This window comes from Brooklawnia sp. (assembly GCF_049651565.1).
In the GTDB taxonomy this organism is placed as follows: domain Bacteria; phylum Actinomycetota; class Actinomycetes; order Propionibacteriales; family Propionibacteriaceae; genus Brooklawnia.
On sequence record NZ_JBASCI010000064.1, the window covers coordinates 1 to 16,747 of the forward strand.

22 protein-coding genes are annotated in these 16,747 nt (G+C 67.3%); 11 read left to right on the forward strand and 11 right to left on the reverse strand.

Annotated elements, in window-relative coordinates; genetic code table 11:
• The 4 genes from WBL05_RS03100 to WBL05_RS03115 form a co-directional block, all read left to right on the forward strand.
• Positions 1–310: precorrin-2 dehydrogenase/sirohydrochlorin ferrochelatase family protein (locus tag WBL05_RS03100; RefSeq protein WP_424223656.1), on the forward strand; the 310-nt coding region annotated here is incomplete at its 5' end.
• The gene (locus WBL05_RS03105) at positions 307–948 is read left to right on the forward strand and encodes a precorrin-8X methylmutase (protein ID WP_424223658.1); all 642 of its coding nucleotides are present in this window, start codon (positions 307–309) and stop codon (positions 946–948) included. The genes WBL05_RS03100 and WBL05_RS03105, both read left to right, overlap by 4 nt.
• A 49-nt stretch (positions 949–997) precedes the next feature.
• Entirely contained in the window at positions 998–1,747 is a 750-nt protein-coding gene (cobA, locus tag WBL05_RS03110; protein WP_424223660.1) for a uroporphyrinogen-III C-methyltransferase, read from the forward strand.
• 839 nt (positions 1,748–2,586) lie between these two features.
• Positions 2,587–3,990 (forward strand): IS1380 family transposase, encoded by a 1,404-nt coding sequence (locus WBL05_RS03115; RefSeq protein ID WP_424223661.1) that lies wholly within the window; start codon positions 2,587–2,589, stop codon positions 3,988–3,990.
• Positions 3,991–4,141: 151 nt separating this feature from the next.
• Here WBL05_RS03115 and WBL05_RS03120 read toward each other — a convergent pair whose 3' ends face one another.
• Together WBL05_RS03120 and WBL05_RS03125 are read right to left on the reverse strand one after the other, a co-directional pair.
• Complete coding sequence (locus tag WBL05_RS03120; RefSeq protein ID WP_424223663.1) at positions 4,142–4,999, reverse strand: phosphogluconate dehydrogenase C-terminal domain-containing protein; 858 nt, start codon at positions 4,997–4,999, stop codon at positions 4,142–4,144.
• Positions 5,000–5,027: 28 nt separating this feature from the next.
• Positions 5,028–5,456, reverse strand: a complete 429-nt coding sequence (locus WBL05_RS03125; protein ID WP_424223690.1) for an MFS transporter — start codon at positions 5,454–5,456, stop codon at positions 5,028–5,030.
• Positions 5,457–5,686: 230 nt separating this feature from the next.
• On the opposite strand from WBL05_RS03125, the gene WBL05_RS03130 reads away from it, so the two are divergent.
• Complete coding sequence (locus tag WBL05_RS03130; RefSeq protein WP_424223664.1) at positions 5,687–6,112, forward strand: FadR/GntR family transcriptional regulator; 426 nt, start codon at positions 5,687–5,689, stop codon at positions 6,110–6,112.
• A gap of 60 nt (positions 6,113–6,172) precedes the next feature.
• Here the strand turns inward: WBL05_RS03130 and WBL05_RS03135 are convergent, their stop codons facing one another.
• From WBL05_RS03135 to WBL05_RS03165, 7 genes are all read right to left on the reverse strand, one after another.
• Complete coding sequence (locus WBL05_RS03135) at positions 6,173–6,454, reverse strand: hypothetical protein (RefSeq protein ID WP_424223665.1); 282 nt, start codon at positions 6,452–6,454, stop codon at positions 6,173–6,175.
• On the reverse strand, positions 6,435–6,809 hold the full coding sequence (locus WBL05_RS03140) for a hypothetical protein (protein WP_424223666.1): 375 nt from the start codon (positions 6,807–6,809) through the stop codon (positions 6,435–6,437). Before WBL05_RS03140 ends, WBL05_RS03135 begins: the two co-directional genes overlap by 20 nt.
• Positions 6,806–7,294, reverse strand: coding sequence for a hypothetical protein (locus tag WBL05_RS03145; RefSeq protein WP_424223668.1), 489 nt, complete (start codon positions 7,292–7,294; stop codon positions 6,806–6,808). The genes WBL05_RS03140 and WBL05_RS03145 overlap by 4 nt, the downstream gene beginning before the upstream one ends.
• Positions 7,295–7,438: 144 nt before the next feature.
• Entirely contained in the window at positions 7,439–7,645 is a 207-nt protein-coding gene (locus WBL05_RS03150) for a hypothetical protein (protein WP_424223670.1), read from the reverse strand.
• Positions 7,646–7,664: 19 nt separating this feature from the next.
• Positions 7,665–7,877, reverse strand: a complete 213-nt coding sequence (locus tag WBL05_RS03155) for a hypothetical protein (protein ID WP_424223672.1) — start codon at positions 7,875–7,877, stop codon at positions 7,665–7,667.
• A gap of 103 nt (positions 7,878–7,980) precedes the next feature.
• Positions 7,981–8,271, reverse strand: coding sequence for a type II toxin-antitoxin system PemK/MazF family toxin (locus WBL05_RS03160; protein WP_424223692.1), 291 nt, complete (start codon positions 8,269–8,271; stop codon positions 7,981–7,983).
• A gap of 27 nt (positions 8,272–8,298) precedes the next feature.
• Positions 8,299–8,532 carry an antitoxin gene (locus WBL05_RS03165; RefSeq protein WP_424223673.1) on the reverse strand — a complete coding sequence of 78 codons (234 nt, stop codon included), beginning with the start codon at positions 8,530–8,532 and terminating at the stop codon, positions 8,299–8,301.
• A gap of 213 nt (positions 8,533–8,745) precedes the next feature.
• Between WBL05_RS03165 and WBL05_RS03170 the strand changes: the two genes are divergently transcribed.
• Positions 8,746–9,123, forward strand: a complete 378-nt coding sequence (locus tag WBL05_RS03170; RefSeq protein ID WP_424223675.1) for a VOC family protein — start codon at positions 8,746–8,748, stop codon at positions 9,121–9,123.
• On the opposite strand, the gene WBL05_RS03175 is transcribed toward WBL05_RS03170, so the two are convergent.
• Positions 9,120–9,923 carry a 2-oxo acid dehydrogenase subunit E2 gene (locus WBL05_RS03175; protein WP_424223677.1) on the reverse strand — a complete coding sequence of 268 codons (804 nt, stop codon included), beginning with the start codon at positions 9,921–9,923 and terminating at the stop codon, positions 9,120–9,122. The genes WBL05_RS03170 and WBL05_RS03175 overlap by 4 nt on opposite strands.
• 210 nt (positions 9,924–10,133) lie before the next feature.
• Here WBL05_RS03175 and WBL05_RS03180 point away from each other — a divergent pair, with 210 nt between their 5' ends.
• From WBL05_RS03180 to WBL05_RS03195, 4 genes are all read left to right on the forward strand, one after another.
• Positions 10,134–10,619 (forward strand): nitrilase-related carbon-nitrogen hydrolase, encoded by a 486-nt coding sequence (locus tag WBL05_RS03180; protein WP_424223679.1) that lies wholly within the window; start codon positions 10,134–10,136, stop codon positions 10,617–10,619.
• A gap of 14 nt (positions 10,620–10,633) precedes the next feature.
• Entirely contained in the window at positions 10,634–11,554 is a 921-nt protein-coding gene (locus WBL05_RS03185) for a polysaccharide deacetylase family protein (RefSeq protein ID WP_424223681.1), read from the forward strand.
• A 69-nt stretch (positions 11,555–11,623) separates the two neighbouring features.
• On the forward strand, positions 11,624–13,138 hold the full coding sequence (locus WBL05_RS03190) for a GAF domain-containing protein (RefSeq protein WP_424223683.1): 1,515 nt from the start codon (positions 11,624–11,626) through the stop codon (positions 13,136–13,138).
• The gene (locus tag WBL05_RS03195) at positions 13,135–13,761 is read left to right on the forward strand and encodes a response regulator (protein WP_424223684.1); all 627 of its coding nucleotides are present in this window, start codon (positions 13,135–13,137) and stop codon (positions 13,759–13,761) included. Before WBL05_RS03190 ends, WBL05_RS03195 begins: the two co-directional genes overlap by 4 nt.
• A 68-nt stretch (positions 13,762–13,829) precedes the next feature.
• Here WBL05_RS03195 and WBL05_RS03200 read toward each other — a convergent pair whose 3' ends face one another.
• A complete protein-coding gene (locus WBL05_RS03200; protein ID WP_424223686.1) occupies positions 13,830–15,458 on the reverse strand; it encodes a polysaccharide deacetylase family protein in 1,629 nt (542 codons plus the stop codon).
• A gap of 350 nt (positions 15,459–15,808) precedes the next feature.
• On the opposite strand from WBL05_RS03200, the gene ligD reads away from it, so the two are divergent.
• Positions 15,809–16,747 (forward strand): non-homologous end-joining DNA ligase (gene ligD / locus WBL05_RS03205; protein ID WP_424223688.1); only part of this gene is annotated, 939 nt, incomplete at its 3' end.

Here is a 16,747-nt window from a genome sequence, read left to right on the forward strand (position 1 = left end):
CGCCGGGCTGGCAGCCGCGGGGGCGATCACCTGGCACGCTCGCGACTTCCGACCGTCCGACCTGGACGGCGCCTGGTACGTACTCGCCCTTACCGACTCGGCGCAGACCAACGCGACGGTAGTCGCCGAGGCGGAGGCCCGGCACACCTTCTGCGTCCGCGCCGACCAGGGCGACGAGGGTTCGGCGTGGACGCCGGCGACCGGCGACACCGCCGGGATGACGGTGGCGGCGATCACCAGCCACGACCCGCTGCGGGCCCGCCGGGTACGCGACCGGTTCATCGAGCTCGTCAACCAGGAGTCGCTGTGAGGTACGACTACCAGACCGACGGCGCCGAGATCTACCGGCAATCGTTCGCCATCATCGAGGCCGAGGCCGACCTCGACCGGGTGCCGGCCGAGTTGCGTCCGGTGGCGGTCCGGATGGTCCATGCCAGCGGCCAGGTCGACCTGCTGGATGACCTGGCCTGGTCGCCAGACCTGGCGGCGTCGGCGACCGCGGCCCTGCGGCGGGGGGCGCCGATCCTGTGCGACTCCCGGATGGTGGCCAGCGGCATCATCCGCTCGCGGTTGCCGCGCGACAACCAGGTCCTCTGCCTGCTCGGTGATCCGCGGCTGGATACCCTGGCGGCCGAGTTGGGCACCACCAGGACTGCGGCAGCGGTCGAGTTGTGGCGCCCCGTGCTGCCTGGGGCGGTGGTGGCGATCGGGAACGCCCCGACCGCGCTGTTCCACCTGCTCGAGGTGGTCGCCCAGGACCCGGACCTGACCCCGGCTGCGGTGCTCGGCATTCCGGTGGGCTTCGTCGGGGCGGCGGAATCAAAGCGGGCGCTGGCCGGCAACCCGCTCGGCCTGGAGTATCTGGTGGTGCACGGACGCCGGGGTGGCAGCGCCGTCACTGTGGCCGCGATCAATGCCCTGTGCGGCAGCGACGGCCGCACAGGTTGACCGGCCGCCCGCGATCGGCGCCCGGCCGGAAGCAACGAAAGGAACAGCCATGGACCCCAGCAGCGACCTGGGCGAGGTCATCCTGGTCGGCGGCGGACCCGGCGACCCCGACCTGCTGACCGTGGGTGGCCGGCGGGCGCTGCGCGAGGCCGACGTGGTGCTGTACGACCGGCTGGCCCCGCTCGCCAGCCTCGCTGAAACCAGACCGGACGCCGTGCTGGTGGACGTCGGAAAGATCCCGCGCGGCAGCCAAACCCCGCAAAGCGACATCAACGCGCTGCTGATTGAGCACGCCCGCGCCGGCCGGCGGGTCGTCCGGTTCAAGGGTGGCGACCCGTTCGTTTTCGGGCGGGGCAGCGAGGAATGGCTGGCCTGCGCCGAGGCCGGCGTCCCGGTTCGGGTCATCCCCGGCGTCTCGTCGGCCATCGCCGGACCCGAGTTGGCCGGCATCCCGCTCACCCACCGCGGGCTGACCCAGAACTTCTCGGTGGTCTCCGGCCACGTCGGGCCCAACCACCCGGCGTCCACAGTGAACTGGGACGCGCTGGCCCGCAGTTCGGGGACCATCGTGATCCTGATGGGGGTGGCGCACCTGGCCGAGATATGTGCGGGACTGGTGGAGCGCGGCCTCGACGCGCACACGCCGGCCGCCGTCGTCGCGAAGGCGGCCCTGCCTGATCAACTGGTGCTGTACAGCACGGTGGGCAGTCTGCCGTCCTTGGCCGAGCAGGCCGGGATCGAGCCGCCGGCCCTCACTGTGATCGGAGCCGTCGTGGGACTGCGGCTCACATCTACCTGATGTGGGTTGGGCGACCAGCACTGCTGCGCGGGGACATCTTGATCAGCCAGGACCTGCTGGTCGCCCCGGAGGTGAAGATGGACCCGGTCGCCGTTCGGTTGGAAGCTGGTCGCCTCGCTGGTGCCGAATGGGCGAGCGCGTAGGCCGGCACCCCTACTTTGGGAAAGCGCCCAGCATGCCGTGGTCGCCGGCAAAGACCACCACCCGAACGTCATCCAGTTGGCGGGGCGGGCAGGCGTCCTGGCACGAGTCCACCCAAGGCCCTACAAGGCGCGGAACATCACCAACAACTCCAGGTTCTGCCTGCTGAGCCCGGTGCTGCTGAAGCCGACAGGCGGACGCGCGTACTCGCCGGCACGCTGGCCCCGGATCGCCAGTATGCCGGGCGTGGTGGGTGTGAACACCGCCCGGCAGGTCGACCTATTCGTGCCGGACAACGCGCATTGGCTCGGCCATCGGCCGTGCTCAGGACCGGTGGCGCGGCGGCCTGCGCTTCGAACTCGTGACCCAGCACCCGCCTGATGCGCTGGAGTGCGGCCATTCTGATGCCCACTGCGGTAAATCGAGCGGCAAACCAACTGCTCCCCCGCTCACTGCGGTAAATCGAGCAGCATAATCGCTGTCCGATCATCCGCGGTGTTGAACAGACCGGTTGGGTCGGGTGCAAACCAGAACGTCCCCGCCAGCAACATGGCTGCGGGGACGTTCCAGTGGCTAAGCCTCGATCCACCGATCGGTTGAGTCCGTGGGCGGCGTGGGATAAGGAGAATGCCCTTCCGACTTGGGAAGATACGACTTGTCAAAGGCACGTATCCCAACTCAAGAAGGGCACCTCGTAGATGCAACTGTCTCACACCAGCCCGGTGGTCTCGGCGACGTTCGATGAGCCCAACCTCGTGTCGGCTGCGGGCCTGGTCCCGTTGATGGCACTGGCCCAGCAGGCCGGCCTGCGCCAGCTGGGTGATGAGCACCTGAGCGTGCCGAGTGACAAGGGCTCCAACGGTGGCTTGAAACTGGCCGCGCTGGTGGCCGGGATGGCCGCCGGCGCGGACAGCATCGATGACATGGCCTTGTTGCGGCACGGCGGGATGGGCAAGATTTTCGACCGTCCCTACGCGCCTTCGACGTTGGGTTCCTTCCTGCGCAAGTTCACCTTCGGCCACGTCCGCCAGGCCGACGCAATCGCCTCACGGTTCCTGCGCAATCTCGCCGAGCACACCGAGATCCTCGGCCGCGAAGGCGACCGCGGCACGGTGATGGTCGACCTCGACGACACCATCGTGGCGGTGCACGGCTACCACAAGCAGGGAGCGGGCTTCGGCTACTCCGGGGTGCGGGGCCTGAACGCCCTGCTGGCCACCGTGAGCACCGAGCAGATCGCCCCGGTTATCGCCGCCCAGCGGCTACGCAAGGGCTCCGCCGGCTCCCCACGCGGAGCGGCCCGCCTCGCCACCGACGCCCTCGCGCTGATCCGCCGTAGCCACCTGACCGGCCGGGACGTCCTGGTCCGGGCCGACTCGGCGTTCTACTCCCACGCCCTGGTCACCGCCGCCATCAAGACCGGCGCGAACGTCTCGGTAACCGTGCGGATGGACCCGGCCGTCAAACGCGCCATCGCGGGCATCGCCGCCGACGCCTGGACCACGATCAAGTACACCGACGCCGTCTACGACGAGGCCACCAGCACTTGGGTCTCCAAGGCGGAGGTCGCCGAGATCCCGTTCACCGCGTTCTCCTCGAAGAAGAAGACCGAGCAGATCCCCGGCCGCCTGGTGGTCCGCCGCATCCCGGACCTGAACCCAAAGAAGAGCGACGGTCAGGAGACGTTGTTCCAGACCTGGCGCTTCCACGCCTTCTTCACCACCACCGCCGCTGATCAGCTCGACACGGTCGCCGCGGACCAGACCCACCGGCGCCACGCGATCATCGAGAACGTCCACGCTGACCTCAAGGCCTCCGCCCTGGCCCACCTGCCCTCCGGGGTGTTCACCGCCAACGCCGCCTGGCTGGTCTGTGCCGTCATGGCCTTCAACCTCACCCGCGCCGCCGCGACCCTGACGAAGACGCCGACCCTGACCCGGGCCACGACCTCAACGATCCGCCGCAAGCTCATCAACATCCCAGCCAGGATCGCCACCTCCGCCCGGCGCCTGCATCTGCATCTGCCTACCGCCTGGCCCTGGCACAGCGCGTGGTCAGCCCTCTACGACGCGCTCTTCACCCGGCCCTTCGCGGCGGCGTGACCGCCACTCCCCAACGGCACAACAAGGAACTCAGTGGAAAAGCCGGGCAGACCGGCGGCCCGCACCCGCCCGAACCACCACTCGGCCCACCCCACCCGAAATCAGACGCTCGCTCCCGGCCGGTCGGTGGATCGAGGCTAAGAAACCGTGATCAACGACGAACAGCGTCGATCTTGAGCATCTTGGCGATCACCACATCCAGGTCGTCGTCGTTGAAGATGCGCTCCCAGTCGGGCTTGATGATCGCCTCCCGGCCATAGTCCATCGCGAGCAGGCAGGCGTCCGAGAACGGGTTCGAACCACGCAGCGCGTTGGTCAATGCGATGTAGATATGTCCGAAGAACATCGCCTGAACGGTTTCCAGGTCCATGTCGGTGTGCTTGACGGTGGCGTCCATGACGTCCTTGAGGAACTGGCCGATCATGCAGCCGACGGTCTCGTTCAGCGTGGGCTCCAAGACCGCGAGGTCGTGCACCGAAGCCCAGTAGACCTTGATCACCGGGCCGTAGATCGTGGAGATGACCTCCTCGGCGAAGGGCTTGATGTCCTCGCTGCCTTGCTGCACGGCTGCCACGCTGTACTGCGGTGCGGCGATACCGCCGAAGGTGTCGGCGTACTCCTCGTCGGTCTTGCGCTCCAGGAAGACCGACGGATGGGCTGGGTGCGCCACGACGTAATCGAGGCCCTCACGAACCGTCAACAGGCCGGCGTAGGCGGCAGCCGGGTCAAGGGTGAGCACCATGGCGCCCTCCTTCATCTTCGGCGCGACATCGGCGGTCACCGTCTCAAGGGCGACGTCCGGCACGGCGAGGACCGCGACGTCGACGTCGCCGATGACGTCGTCCGTCGGGGTCACGGCTCGTCCGGCGTCCTCAACCCGCTGCTTGCCGGCTTCACCCGTCTCGCAGTAGTAGACAGTCCAGTCAGTCTTGGCCAGGTTGTCGGATACGCGCATGCCCATCTTGCCGCCGGCGCCGACAACTGCGACCTTCAGATCCTTGGTGCTCATTTCTGTTCCTCCTTGGTTAGGAATTCCCTTACGTAATTGATGGTTTGACGGGTCCATTGCTGTTCCATGGCGCTCGTCTGCTGGGGGTCGCCCTGCCAGACCAACCAGTGCGGTAGCGTGCTGGCACCCACAGGCTGAGGAAGAGGATCGCGCCGGGGAAGAACCCTGCTTCTGCGACACCCAACAGGACGCGGAGCCAATACAGCTGAGTGGCCCTCTGCACCCAAGTGAACAGCAGCGCCACGATGCCCCAGGTGACCATGATTCGACTCAGCCAGATGCGGGCCCCGAATCGATGAAGGGCGAGGTTGCTGGGGATCTCAAGCAGGATGTATCCGATGAAGAAGACGCCGGACGCGAAGCCGAACTGGGCAGCTGTCAGGCCGAGATCCTGCGTCATTCCGTTGGGACCCGCGTAGCCGATGGCGGTTCGGTCCAGGAAGTTGATCAAGAACATCAGGGCCACAAAGGGCACCAAGCGGGTGGATAACTTTCGGATCGCTGACCTCTCGATGTGGTCGCTCTCTCGCCGCTGCAGGAGACGAGGAGGCCCGTAGTGTCATTGGCTGCGATGGTGCCACCAGAGCGGGCGCTGGGCGCAGACGCTGGGAGTGAGCCAGGCCCGGCTCGGGCACCTTCGTTCGCGGAACCGCATCCGATTTGCTGCCGAAGACGCTGTCATGGGGAATGCTGCTCGGTGAACCGGAGACCAGGGACCTGATCGAGATGCGCTCAGTGTTGGAGATTGACTCGGCCAGGTTCGCCGCGACCAGGGCCAGTGAGGACGCCCGGGCGGAGCTGGCGCAGAACTTCGCCGACATGGAGAGGGCAATGCCCGAACTGTCCGAGGTTGTGAAGCATGACTTCCGCTTCCACGTGATCCTTGCGGAGAACTGCGGCAACCAACTGATCGCCGACGCGCTTCGGGTCTGCCGGACGTTGCTGCGCATTTGGATGGATCGCGCCTTGCGCGATGTGAGTGAGGCTGAGGACGCGATCCGGGAGCACAAGGAGATACTGCACGCGATCCAGGCACGTGACGGCGATGCGGCTGCAGCCGCGATGACCGTGCACATGCAGACCGCGACTCGTCGGCTGATCAAGCTCGCCTGACCGCTACCCATAGCGCGTGGTGCGGAGCATCGGCCGGCAAACCACCGCCGAAAACCATCGCTAATGGGTCAGCACCGGCAGCACGACCCCGGCGGCGGTGGCGAGCGCGCGTAGCCCCGCGATGATCGCCGCCACGGCCTCGATCTCACCTGCGGTGGCGGCAGCGGCCGCGGCCACTTCTGCCAGGGCGATCAGGATGGCGAGCAATCCCGCGACGAGGCGCACCCGGTTGAAGTATTCAACGTAGTCACCCTTGATGCACAGCGTCCAGAAGATCAGCCCACGCACCGGGCGGCGCAACTCCAGGACCGGCTGCAGGTTCTCACCGTTCGGGCCGATCATCGGGGTGAGTGGGATCTCGCGGGTCGCGGGTGTACCGGCGTCCCGGCACGTACGGCAGGCCCGCGCTGGTGTAGTCGTTGAGGATGTTGATCAGCTTCAACGTCGCGTCCCGCGCACCGCTCACGCTGGCCGGCTTGATCTCGTACCACTCCGACGCCGAACCAGCGCGGCGCAGGATGTCGGGCCGGCGTCGTCCCTGCAGGTGCGAAACCTGCCCCGGTGACAGGTGCGGATGCTGCGCGGCGAGGAAGTTCGCGTACGGGGTGGAGCTCTTGGAGTCGTCGAAGAAGTCACCCGGCCCGGATGGCGCTATCAGGGTGCGGAAGTCCCGGAAAACCCGCGGTTCAACTATCACTTCCCCGAACCACTGGGCAATGATTGGGCCGAGCTCCATCGACAGCCGGAGCAGATCCTGTCCCGCAGTTCGAACAGGTCGAGGACCTTTTGCCCGATCGACGGCTCGAAGAGGGCGAGCTCTGCGCGGCCGGCCTTGTACGGGTCCAGCGCCAGCGTCCCAGGCTTGTCGGGCACGAAGGCGAGCGAGTCGTCCTCCAGGTAGCGGATCTCGGCGTCCAGCGCGTTGGCGGTGCCGACGCCGACGACCGGGTTGTTGGGGACGAGCCCGCGGTCGGCCTTGTAGGCTCTGATCGCCGCTCCGGTTTCTCCGCCGACGCTGAAGATGCCGTCGATGTCGGTGGTGGGCATCCCGTAGCCGACGGCGACCAGCGCGGCCTGGACGCGCGCCACCGCGTCCGAGGTCTCGGGGGCAACCATGCGTCGCTGGCCGGAAGCGACAGCCTGCAGATCGGTGCTCGAGCCGAGGAGGATGGACGTCAACATCGTGGGGATCTCCCCTGCCGTCATAACGCTGGCCGGCCCGGTTGGTCGGTCGATGGGCAAAGGATCGCTGACAAGGTGACGCGCCACAAGAGACGACCGGCCACAGTTGCTGGTGCTCGGCTCGGGCGTAGGCAGAGCGTCGAATCAGGCTCGCTGTCGGGGTAATGTGCCGTAGCGATTGGCGTAGTGACGCCCTGCCTTCGGGTGGGTGAACTTGAGTGCGGACCAGACGTCGTCAACGCGCAGGCAGGTGCTCTCGACCATGCCCAGGTCGTACCCAATGGGGATCACGATCTTCAGGTTCAGGTCGGTGCCGAGCCGGCCACCCTTGGGCCACGAGATCCATAGCATGCCACCGACCCGAAGGTGGTCACGCAGCCCGGGGAACCGCTCGGAGCTGATCCTGCCGGTGGACAAACAAGTGCAGGTAGCCGAACTCGCCGACCAGCCGGTCGGCCAAGTCGAGTTGAGGCAGGCGCATCGCCGTCAGCGCGGACGCCGGGGCGTCCTCGATGAGCGCCCGGGAGCCCGGCTTGATGCCCATCTTCTGCGCGACCGTGCGGGCGGGTTTGGGATCTGCCATCCTCCAGTATTCGTCACACGCGACCATCAGTGGGTGGTGGGACCGTTCGATTCAACCCCGGCCGCGTCTGCTCAGGCCAGCATCGACCGGGCGCAACAATGCGTTAGTCGAAAAGCGGTATGTCCAGATCGTAGGCAAGGATGATGGCCCGGGCCAGCTCCGCCTCCTGCGCGGCAGTGAGATACCCGACTGTCCGCCCGAGCATTCTGGTCGGAATTGTGACGACGTTGTCGAGCGAAATGACGCCGTCGTGGTCGAGGCCATTGGCTCGTCCGACAAGCACCTCGCTGGACAGACCCTTGATGGTCGATGTGATGGGAGCGATCGTCACCTTCGTCATCGCGGCGCGGGCCGCCTCTCGGGTGAGCACTACAACCGGCCGAGTCTTGTCCACACGGGCCAAGCAGATCTCCCGCACCGATCAGTCCTCGACCGACATGTGGCCGACTGTCCACTCGACCAAGTCGTCGAGCTCGTTCGCTGCCCCTTCCTGGCGAAGGATCTTCACATCCTGTTCAGCCGCCTGCCTCCGCATCTCTCTTTCGAGAGCACGCGCAACCAGAGCGGCCCGGCTAGGGGCTTTGCCGGCTGCGACCGTGTAATCAAGAAACGCCACCATTTCATCGGGGAGGCGGATCGCGATCTGTACTGTCATGAACCAATAATACCAGATCGAATCCCGTATTGGGATGGACAGCGCTTTGAGATACGCCCGACATAGCTAAGCGCGCTACTCACAGCCCAAGATCAACCTCGTCAACATCGACGAAGTTGGACCCGCGGTCCGATGGACACCGCCTGTCAGCGGCGCACACTGGTGGCGTCCCCACCGGGCGGTGGTCGTCCGGTCACGGACGGGAGGTGTGACATGCTCGCCAACTACGTCGCAATCCCGACTATTCCGGTCGCCGATCTGCAACGCGCCAGGGACTTCTACGAAAACGTGCTCGACTTCCAGCCGGTATCTGAGGGCGTAGAGGGCGTCCGCTATCGCAGCGGCGACGGCCAGTTCCTCGTGTATCCCTCCGAGTACGCCGGCACCAACGAGGGCACCTCGATGTCCTTCCAGATACCGCACGCCGAGTTCGATACCGAGGTCACTGCCCTGCGCGAGAAGGGGCTGGAGTTCCTGACGTTCGACGCCGAGGGGATGACCTGGGACAACGGCGTCGCCACCTTCGGCGGCGAGAGAGGGCTCTGGTTCGAGGACCCGGACGGCAACATCCTCTCGGTGGAGACACACTAGGGACGCTGGCCGCCTGCGTGAGCCCCGGTTTCGTCCAGCCCGGCTGCGGACTCGATCAGCTCGGTGAGGCGGCTGGCGAACCGGGCGGCCGGCGCGCCGTCCACGACCGCATGGTCGAACGACAGGGTCAGCGATAGCAGTTCGCGGTTGCTGAGCACGCCGTCGACGAACCTGGGTTTGCGGGTGATGCCGCCCACCGTGACCATCAGGGTCGGCGGCGCGATCGGGATGCCCCAGCCGCCGTGCGCGAACATGCCCAACGAGCTCAACCCGACCGTGCCGCCGAACCGGCGGAACAGGAACGGGTTGCCCATCGCAATGCGCCACGGAAATCCGCGGACGAACCCGGGCAGCGTCGCGAATGCGCGTGCCCCTTGGTAGCGCTGCCGTCCCACCGAGTCGTCGGGACGCTGCGCCCGCCGCATCTCGGCGCTCAACTCGGCCACGCTCTTGGTGTTAACCGCGCGGAACAGGTGCGACTTCACGATCTTCTGGCCGGATTCCTCGACCTCGATCTGGGTGTTGATGTCGACGTCGTCGAAGATGACCAGCCGGCGACCCTGACGGTAGGCATGCACCGTCCGGTCGGCGATGACGGCCTGCGCCACCGCCCACATGACGTATGCCGTGAACGAGATGTCTTGCGGGCTCTGCCGGATCATCCACTTGGCCCGGGTCACGTCCACCTCGACCAGCCCGTGGATCATCCGCTTGCGCCGCCCGGCATCCAGGACGTCGAGGTACATCCTCCGAATAGTGAGGAACGGGCGGGTGCTGTAACCGCTTGCGTCGGCAGCCATGGCGAGAACTTACTCGCCTCGTCGCGCGCAGGAGTTGCGGGGTCTGCTTGTCGTCGTGAGCCCGCTGGCCATTACTGGGTGCAGCCAGGAGCCCAGATCAACACTCTCTGCACCCAATCCTGGGACAAATCCGGGCCAGGGGTGGGGTGGCGCCTCCCGCTAGTTGTCGGGGCTCTGGCCGTCGGCTGGAAGACCAGCGAGGGCGACCAGATGCAGGCCGTCGAGCTGCCCTTCGCCAAGGTCGGCTTCAACATCTGCTACGAGGCCGAGATCCCCGAGTGCGCGTCCTCGCTTGCCGAGCAGGGCGCCGAACTGATCCTGTGCCCGTCCTACACCTTCACTGAGTACGGCTTCTGGCGGGTGCGGCACTGCGCCCAGGCCCGCGCGATCGAGAACCAGGTGTACTTCGTCCACTGCTCGACCGGCGGCCAGGGTGCCGGCCCGATCCCACCCGGCTGGACGCAGAGCTCGATCCTGTCCCCCGCCGACACCCCCTGGACACCCAAGGGCATCGTCGCCGAAGCGGCGGTCAACGAAGAGGTGGTCGTCTCAGGCACCGTCGACCTCGACGTGCTCCGGCAGAACCGCATCGACGGCGCCGCGACGACGTACAAGGATCGCCGCCGCCGCGCCGAGCTGTACCGCAGCTGGCCCAGCCACCTTGAACAACTCCAAACCGCAACAACGAATTCTTAAGGAGGAGCAATACCGTGGGTTCCATCAAATTGCCGGAGGGCAAGAAGATCGCCGTCAACCTGGGCACCGACTTCGACGCCCAATCGCTGTGGCTGGGAGGCTTCAACAAGCCGAGCCCATCATTCATGTCGCGCGGTGAATTCGGGGCCCGCGTCGGGGTGCCGCGGCTGCTCGAGCTCTACGACCGCTTCGGTGTCAAGACCACCTGGTTCACCCCGGGACACACCGTCGACACCTTCCCCAGTGAGTGCGAGGCGATCGCGGCCGCCGGGCACGAGTTCGGCCACCACGGCTACTTCCACGAGAACCCGACGCTGATCGACGCCGGCACCGAGGACGAGCTCGTCGAGCGGGCCTTCGACACCTTCCAGCGCCGGCTCGGCGTCCGCCCCACCGGGTACCGCTCGCCCTACTGGGACTACTCCGACAACACCCTGGACATGGTCGAGAAGTACGGCTTCAAGTACGACTCGTCGCTGATGGGCCGCGACCTCGAGGCCTACCGCCCGCAGCGCTGGGCCATCGACTGGCTCAACGGCAACACCCAGGGCAAGGCCGCCAACGTGGTCGAACTGCCGGTCAGCTGGTACCTGGACGACTTCCCGCCGCTGGCCTGCGTGACCGGCGTCCAGGCCGGGCAGCAGGACTCCAACACCATCTACGAGCGCTGGCGCGACATCTTCGACTACGGCTACGAACGCGTCCCCAACGCCATCTTCATCTCCTGCGTCCACCCGCAGATCGTCGGCCAGGCGCACCACATGCTGTGGTACGAGCGGCTGCTGGAGCACATCGCCAGCAAGGACGGCGTCTGGTTCGCCACCACCGATGAGATCGCCGACTGCTGGGTCGACGACGAGCAGGATCTGGCCAACATGGAGCTGGAGGACGTCCGGACCACCTCAGCCAGGCCCGACTACTACCCCAACTTCTAGCACCTTGGACGCTGCCGCCGTTCGCTAAACTTGCCTGACCAACCCGCGGACGGCGGCGGCGGAGGTGGGATGAAACCGGACGAGCAGCAAACGCTGAGGCGCAGACTCTCGCTGCTCGCGTCCATCTCCGACCTCCTCGCCGACATCACCCGCTCCTCCCGGGCCGAGGCCGCTTTCCTGCTTTCCCCCGCCGACCAAGCGCAGCAACGCGTGGTGCTCGGGGCCACCAACGACCACTTTCAGCCGTTCGAGCCCGTCCGGTTGTCGATGGGCCCCGGACGCCGGGTCACCCTCGGCTCACGGATGCGTCCTTGGGTCACCAGCGCTCCCGAAGCGGTCGTGGTGCGCACCGGTGCCACCGACAGTGCGGTGCTGGTGCTGTTCGGGGTTTCCAGGTTCGAGGCGACAGCACCCGTCGCCGAGACCGCCATGGCCGACTGGTGGCGGCGCACCGACCAGATCCGGCTGCGCGACGTCGACCGCGCCTACCGGTTGGTGGCCGAGGCGGCCGCATCCCTGCTCAATCCTGACCACGTCGCAGACCTGGTGCTCCTCGGCGCGCGGCGGTTGACCGGCAGCGATGCCGCCTATCTCGCGCTGCCGGTGGACGACCACAACTACGCTTTCTCGCGAACCGCCGGCCTGCGAACGGCCACCTTCCGCACGCTAAGGGTGGGCCCCGCCCAGGGGATCGGAAGCATCGCATCCGAACGTGGCATCCCGGTCAGGTCGCTCAACTACAACTCCGATCCGAGGTTCTCCCGCCAGATGCACGAGGTGACCCGGCGCGAGGGCATCTACTCGGCGATGGCCATCCCGGTGCTGGACGACAACGCCGTCGCCGCCATCCTCTACGTTGCCAACCACGCCCCGCTGGCCTACCACCAGACCGACGAGCGCGTCCTGCAGGACTTCGCCGAGGCGATCAACCTCTCGCTGCAGGCGACGATGAGCCGCGAAGAACTGCTGGAGGCCGGACGGCAGGCCGAACGCCAGGCCCTCGGCCGGCACCTGCACGATCGGCTCGGCCGGCACGTGTCGCAGCTGTCGAGGTTGGTCGCCGCGCAGCCCGACCAGCCGGCAGGTGGTGCGCTGGCCGAGGTGTCGGCGGTGGTTGCCGAACTGGCCAGATCACTGCGGGAGGACATCGACTCGCTGATGGGTGGGGCCGAGCCGCCGTTGCTGTCGCCGGCCGAAGTGGCGGCGGAGATCTGCCGGGTGCCGAGCATCGCGGGGTTGCGCCGGATCGTCCAGGTGAGGGGACGGCCCGGTGAGAGCGAGTACGACCCGGTGCTGCCGGCCAACGTCTCCGAGGCGTTGCGGCGCGTCGGCCAGGAAGCCGTCTTCAACGCGGAACTGCACAGCAACGGCACCTCATGCACCGTCATCCTGCAGTTCGTGGCCGACAAGTGGTCGCTGACCATTCGCGACGACGGCAGCGGCTTCGGCGCGAAGGCACCCGAGACCGGCCACTTCGGCCTGCAATTGATGCGCCAGGCGGCGCAGGACGCCGGGGGCAGAGTGGAGATCCACGGTGATCAGAACGGAGTGCAAGTCGAGTGCACCATCCCGGTAGCAAGATGACCCAGCGGGTGGCGCTGGTCGATGACCACCAGGTGGTGACGACCGGACTGCAGCAGGTGCTCGCCGGCAGCGAGTTCGAGTACGTCGGCGCAAGCTCGAAGCTGGTCAGCGCTGCCAAGCTCATCGAGCAGTTCCGGCCGGATGTGGTGGTCCTGGACGTCTTTGTCGCCGACGACGACAGCTGGCAGCTCTGCCGTCGGCTGGCCGACCGCGGCGTGGTGGTGGTGATGTACAGCGGCCACGGCAACGCCCAGCTGCTCGATCGGGCGATGGCGAGCGGGGCGTCCGGTTACATGCTGAAGTCGATGCCGCTGGAGCGGGTGGTGGAGGTGCTGCGCGCGGTCCGGGATCGCGGCGAATGGTGGGATCGCCAACTGCTGACCGAGTGGACCCGGTTGAAGCGCAGCGGCGGCGACGCCAAGGAGCTGTTCACCGACCGCGAGCTCGACATCATCAAGCTGATCGCGCAAGGGCTGGACAACTTCGAGATCGCCGAACGGCTGCACATCTCGTCGCACACCGTCAAGTTCCACATCGCCAAGGCGCTGCGCCGCACCGGCGAAGCGAACCGGGCCGGCCTGGTTCGCCGGGCCAGCGAGCTGAACCTGATCCAGGGGGAATGAGCCTTCATCGGCAGTGCAGCCAAGGCCCCGAACGTGACTTCCGACCCTCCCAGCCCCTCAACCGGAGGTCAACGACGGGTGTAGACCACCCCCGGCCGCGGATCACCCAGCAGGTCGTCCACGGTCACCAGCACGTAGTCGCGGCCCTTGAGGTCGTAGATGATGCCCTGCACCGCGTCCACCGTTGTGGGGTGGATGTCGTGCATCAACACGATCGACCCGGGCGAGGTGCTGACCACCGCAGCATTCCGGACGCTGGCCGCGTTGCGGTACAGCCAGTCCTGGGTGTCGACGTTCCACAGGATCACCGACATCCCTCGCTGCCCGGCCATCGAGGTCACCGTCGAGTTGTACGCGCCGTATGGCGGCCGCAGCATGGTGGGCCGCGCGCCGGTCGCGTTCGCGATGGCGTTGGAGGTGTCGTCCAGCTGCCAGGCGATGTTGCCGCTGCCCTGCGTGGTCAGGTCGGGGTGGCTCCAGGAGTGGTTCTCGACCAGGTTGCCCTCCCGGTGCATTCGAGCGACCAGCGAGGAGTTCCCGCCCACCCGGTTGCCGACCACGAAGAAGGTCGCCTGCACGTTGTTGGCGTCCAGGATGTCGAGCAGCCGGCTGGTGTACGGGCCGGGCCCGTCATCGAACGTCAGCGCCACACATCGCTGCACCGAGCAGTCGATGATTCCCGAATCGGAGCGCCACTTGATCGTCCCGGCCTCGAAGTGCTGGACGCACAGCTCGCCTCCGGCGCCGGTGCGGCACGACTCGTCGCTGGTCGGGTAGCCGTACCGGCCGTTCTCCGAGCCGGTGGACGCCCACTTCTGCCTGATCGCACCCCACGACGGATGCGCGCCGCTGCCGGCCGACCAGACGATCGCCGCGCCCGTCTCGAACAGCTGGTAGCAGCCGTCCCGCACCAGACCGCAGATCTCGTCGGTCACCGGGTAGCCCAGGCGCCCGTTCTCCGACCGGCACTCACGCCACTTCGCCCGGATTCCGCCCCACGAGGTGTGCGCCCCGGTGCCGGCCGACCAGACGATGGCGCCGGCCTCGAACATCTGGTAGCAGCCATCCCGGACCAGGCCGCAGACCTCGTCGCTGGTCGGGTAACCCAGGCGTCCATTCTCCGAACCGTACTCGCGCCACTTCGTCCGGATACCGCCCCACGAGTTGTGCGCGCCGGTGCTGGCCGACCAGACGATCGCCGCCCCGGCCTCGAACAACTGGTAGCAGCCATCCCGCACCAGACCGCAGACCTCGTCGCTGGTCGGGTAGCCCAGGCGCCCGTTCTCCGATCCGTACTCACGCCACTTCGCCCGGATACCACCCCACGAGTTGTGGGCGCCGGTGCTGGCCGACCAGACGATCGCCGCGCCCGACTCGAACAACTGGTAGCAGCCGTCCCGCACCAGGCCGCAGACCTCATCGGTCACCGGGTAGCCGAAGCGGCCGTTCTCTGACCCGTATTCGCGCCACTTGACCAGGATCGCGCCCTTCATCCAGTGCGCGCCGGTGCCTGGCGACCAGAGGATCACACCATTGGTGTACTGCTGTCCGCAGCCCCCGCCGGCGAGGTTGCAGGTCACCGGACCGGTGGCCGGACCGAGCAGGTTCGCCACGCTCGCGTACTTCTCAGCGATAGCAGCCTCACCCTCCTCGGCGACGGCCGGCACCGGCGCCGCTGGCGCAGGAGCGGCTGGCATCGCCTCAACAGGAGCATTGGGCACAGCCGCAGGCGCAGGGGCGGCGGCAGGCTGGCCGGGGTCGGCCACTGCCGGCATGCCTGGCAGGAAGAGCGTGGCACCCAGTAGCGCCGCAGATATATAGGCACATAGGCGCCGGATGGTTTGGCTCATGGGCTCCCCCAGGGTGTCGGTCCGGTAACCGGCACGGTTCCCGGGCGTCCTCTTGCTGGCCGAGCCTAGGTGGACGAAGTCAGCAGAGGACGCACCGTCCACCGCGTGTCGGTCAACGGTTCGGGACAATTCCCCGGTGACCGCTTCAGGCACCATCGACCCTTGCCGCGGCGGCAGGCCTCGGGGACGATGGGCCCATGGCCTCCGAAGCGGTCGAACTCGAAGTGGGAGGACGCCGGGTCCGGCTGTCCAGTCCGGACAAGGTGTACTTCCCGGCGCACGGCCACACCAAGCTGAACGTCGCGCAGTACTACCTGTCGGTCGGCGACGGTATCGTCCGGGCGCTGCGGGAGCGTCCCACCATGCTGCACCGCTACCCCGACGGGCTGGCCGGTGAGAAGGTGCACCAGAAGCGGATCCCGAAGGGCGCACCCGACTGGGTCGAGACCGTCGAGCTGTTCTTCCCGCGCTACTCCCTCACCGCCGACGAGCTGTGTGTCACCGAAGTCGCCCAGGTGATCTGGGCGGTGCAGATGACCACGATCGAGTTCCACCCGTGGAACGTCCGACGCGCCGACGTCGACCGGCCCGACGAGTGGCGCATCGACCTCGACCCCGGCCCGAGGGCCAGCTTCGACCGGGTGCGCCGGGTGGCGTCCGTCACCAGGCAGGTGCTGGATGAACTGCAGGTCACCGGCTATCCGAAGACCAGCGGCGGCAACGGCATCCACGTCTACGTCCGGATCGTGCCCGAGTGGGGGTTCGAGGACGTCCGGCGCGCAGCCCTCGCCTTCGCCCGCGAGGTCGAGCGGCGGCTGCCGCAGGACGTGACCACCGCCTGGTGGCGCAAGGACCGCGACCCGGCCGCGGTCTTCATCGACTACAACCAGAACGCCCGCGACCACACCATGGCCGCCGCCTACTCGCTGCGCGGCACCCGGGACGCCACCGTGTCGGCCCCGTTCACCTGGCCCGAACTGGACGCCATCGACCCGCGCGACTTCACCCTGACCACCATGCCCAGCCGGTTCGCCGAGCTGGGTGACCTGCACGCCGGCATCGATGACCGGCCCTTCCGGCTGGACACCCTGCTGGAGTGGGCCCAACGCGACGAGGCCGATCCGACGCTGCAGGCC

Bases quoted from the DNA above. Each gene is read 5' to 3' on its own strand.
- cobA (WP_424223660.1), top strand. From the start codon at position 998: ATGGACCCCAGCAGCGACCTGGGCGAGGTCATCCTGGTCGGCGGCGGA.
- WBL05_RS03165 (WP_424223673.1), bottom strand. From the start codon at position 8,532: ATGACAGTACAGATCGCGATCCGCCTCCCCGATGAAATGGTGGCGTTT.
- WBL05_RS03130 (WP_424223664.1), top strand. From the start codon at position 5,687: ATGCTGCTCGGTGAACCGGAGACCAGGGACCTGATCGAGATGCGCTCA.
- WBL05_RS03180 (WP_424223679.1), top strand. From the start codon at position 10,134: ATGCAGGCCGTCGAGCTGCCCTTCGCCAAGGTCGGCTTCAACATCTGC.
- WBL05_RS03195 (WP_424223684.1), top strand. From the start codon at position 13,135: ATGACCCAGCGGGTGGCGCTGGTCGATGACCACCAGGTGGTGACGACC.
- WBL05_RS03155 (WP_424223672.1), bottom strand. From the start codon at position 7,877: ATGGCAGATCCCAAACCCGCCCGCACGGTCGCGCAGAAGATGGGCATC.
- WBL05_RS03200 (WP_424223686.1), bottom strand. From the start codon at position 15,458: ATGCCAGCCGCTCCTGCGCCAGCGGCGCCGGTGCCGGCCGTCGCCGAG.
- WBL05_RS03115 (WP_424223661.1), top strand. From the start codon at position 2,587: ATGCAACTGTCTCACACCAGCCCGGTGGTCTCGGCGACGTTCGATGAG.
- WBL05_RS03190 (WP_424223683.1), top strand. From the start codon at position 11,624: ATGAAACCGGACGAGCAGCAAACGCTGAGGCGCAGACTCTCGCTGCTC.
- WBL05_RS03120 (WP_424223663.1), bottom strand. From the start codon at position 4,999: ATGAGCACCAAGGATCTGAAGGTCGCAGTTGTCGGCGCCGGCGGCAAG.
- WBL05_RS03150 (WP_424223670.1), bottom strand. From the start codon at position 7,645: ATGCTATGGATCTCGTGGCCCAAGGGTGGCCGGCTCGGCACCGACCTG.
- WBL05_RS03170 (WP_424223675.1), top strand. From the start codon at position 8,746: ATGCTCGCCAACTACGTCGCAATCCCGACTATTCCGGTCGCCGATCTG.
- WBL05_RS03175 (WP_424223677.1), bottom strand. From the start codon at position 9,923: ATGGCTGCCGACGCAAGCGGTTACAGCACCCGCCCGTTCCTCACTATT.
- WBL05_RS03145 (WP_424223668.1), bottom strand. From the start codon at position 7,294: ATGTTGACGTCCATCCTCCTCGGCTCGAGCACCGATCTGCAGGCTGTC.
- WBL05_RS03125 (WP_424223690.1), bottom strand. From the start codon at position 5,456: ATGTTCTTGATCAACTTCCTGGACCGAACCGCCATCGGCTACGCGGGT.
- WBL05_RS03135 (WP_424223665.1), bottom strand. From the start codon at position 6,454: ATGATCGGCCCGAACGGTGAGAACCTGCAGCCGGTCCTGGAGTTGCGC.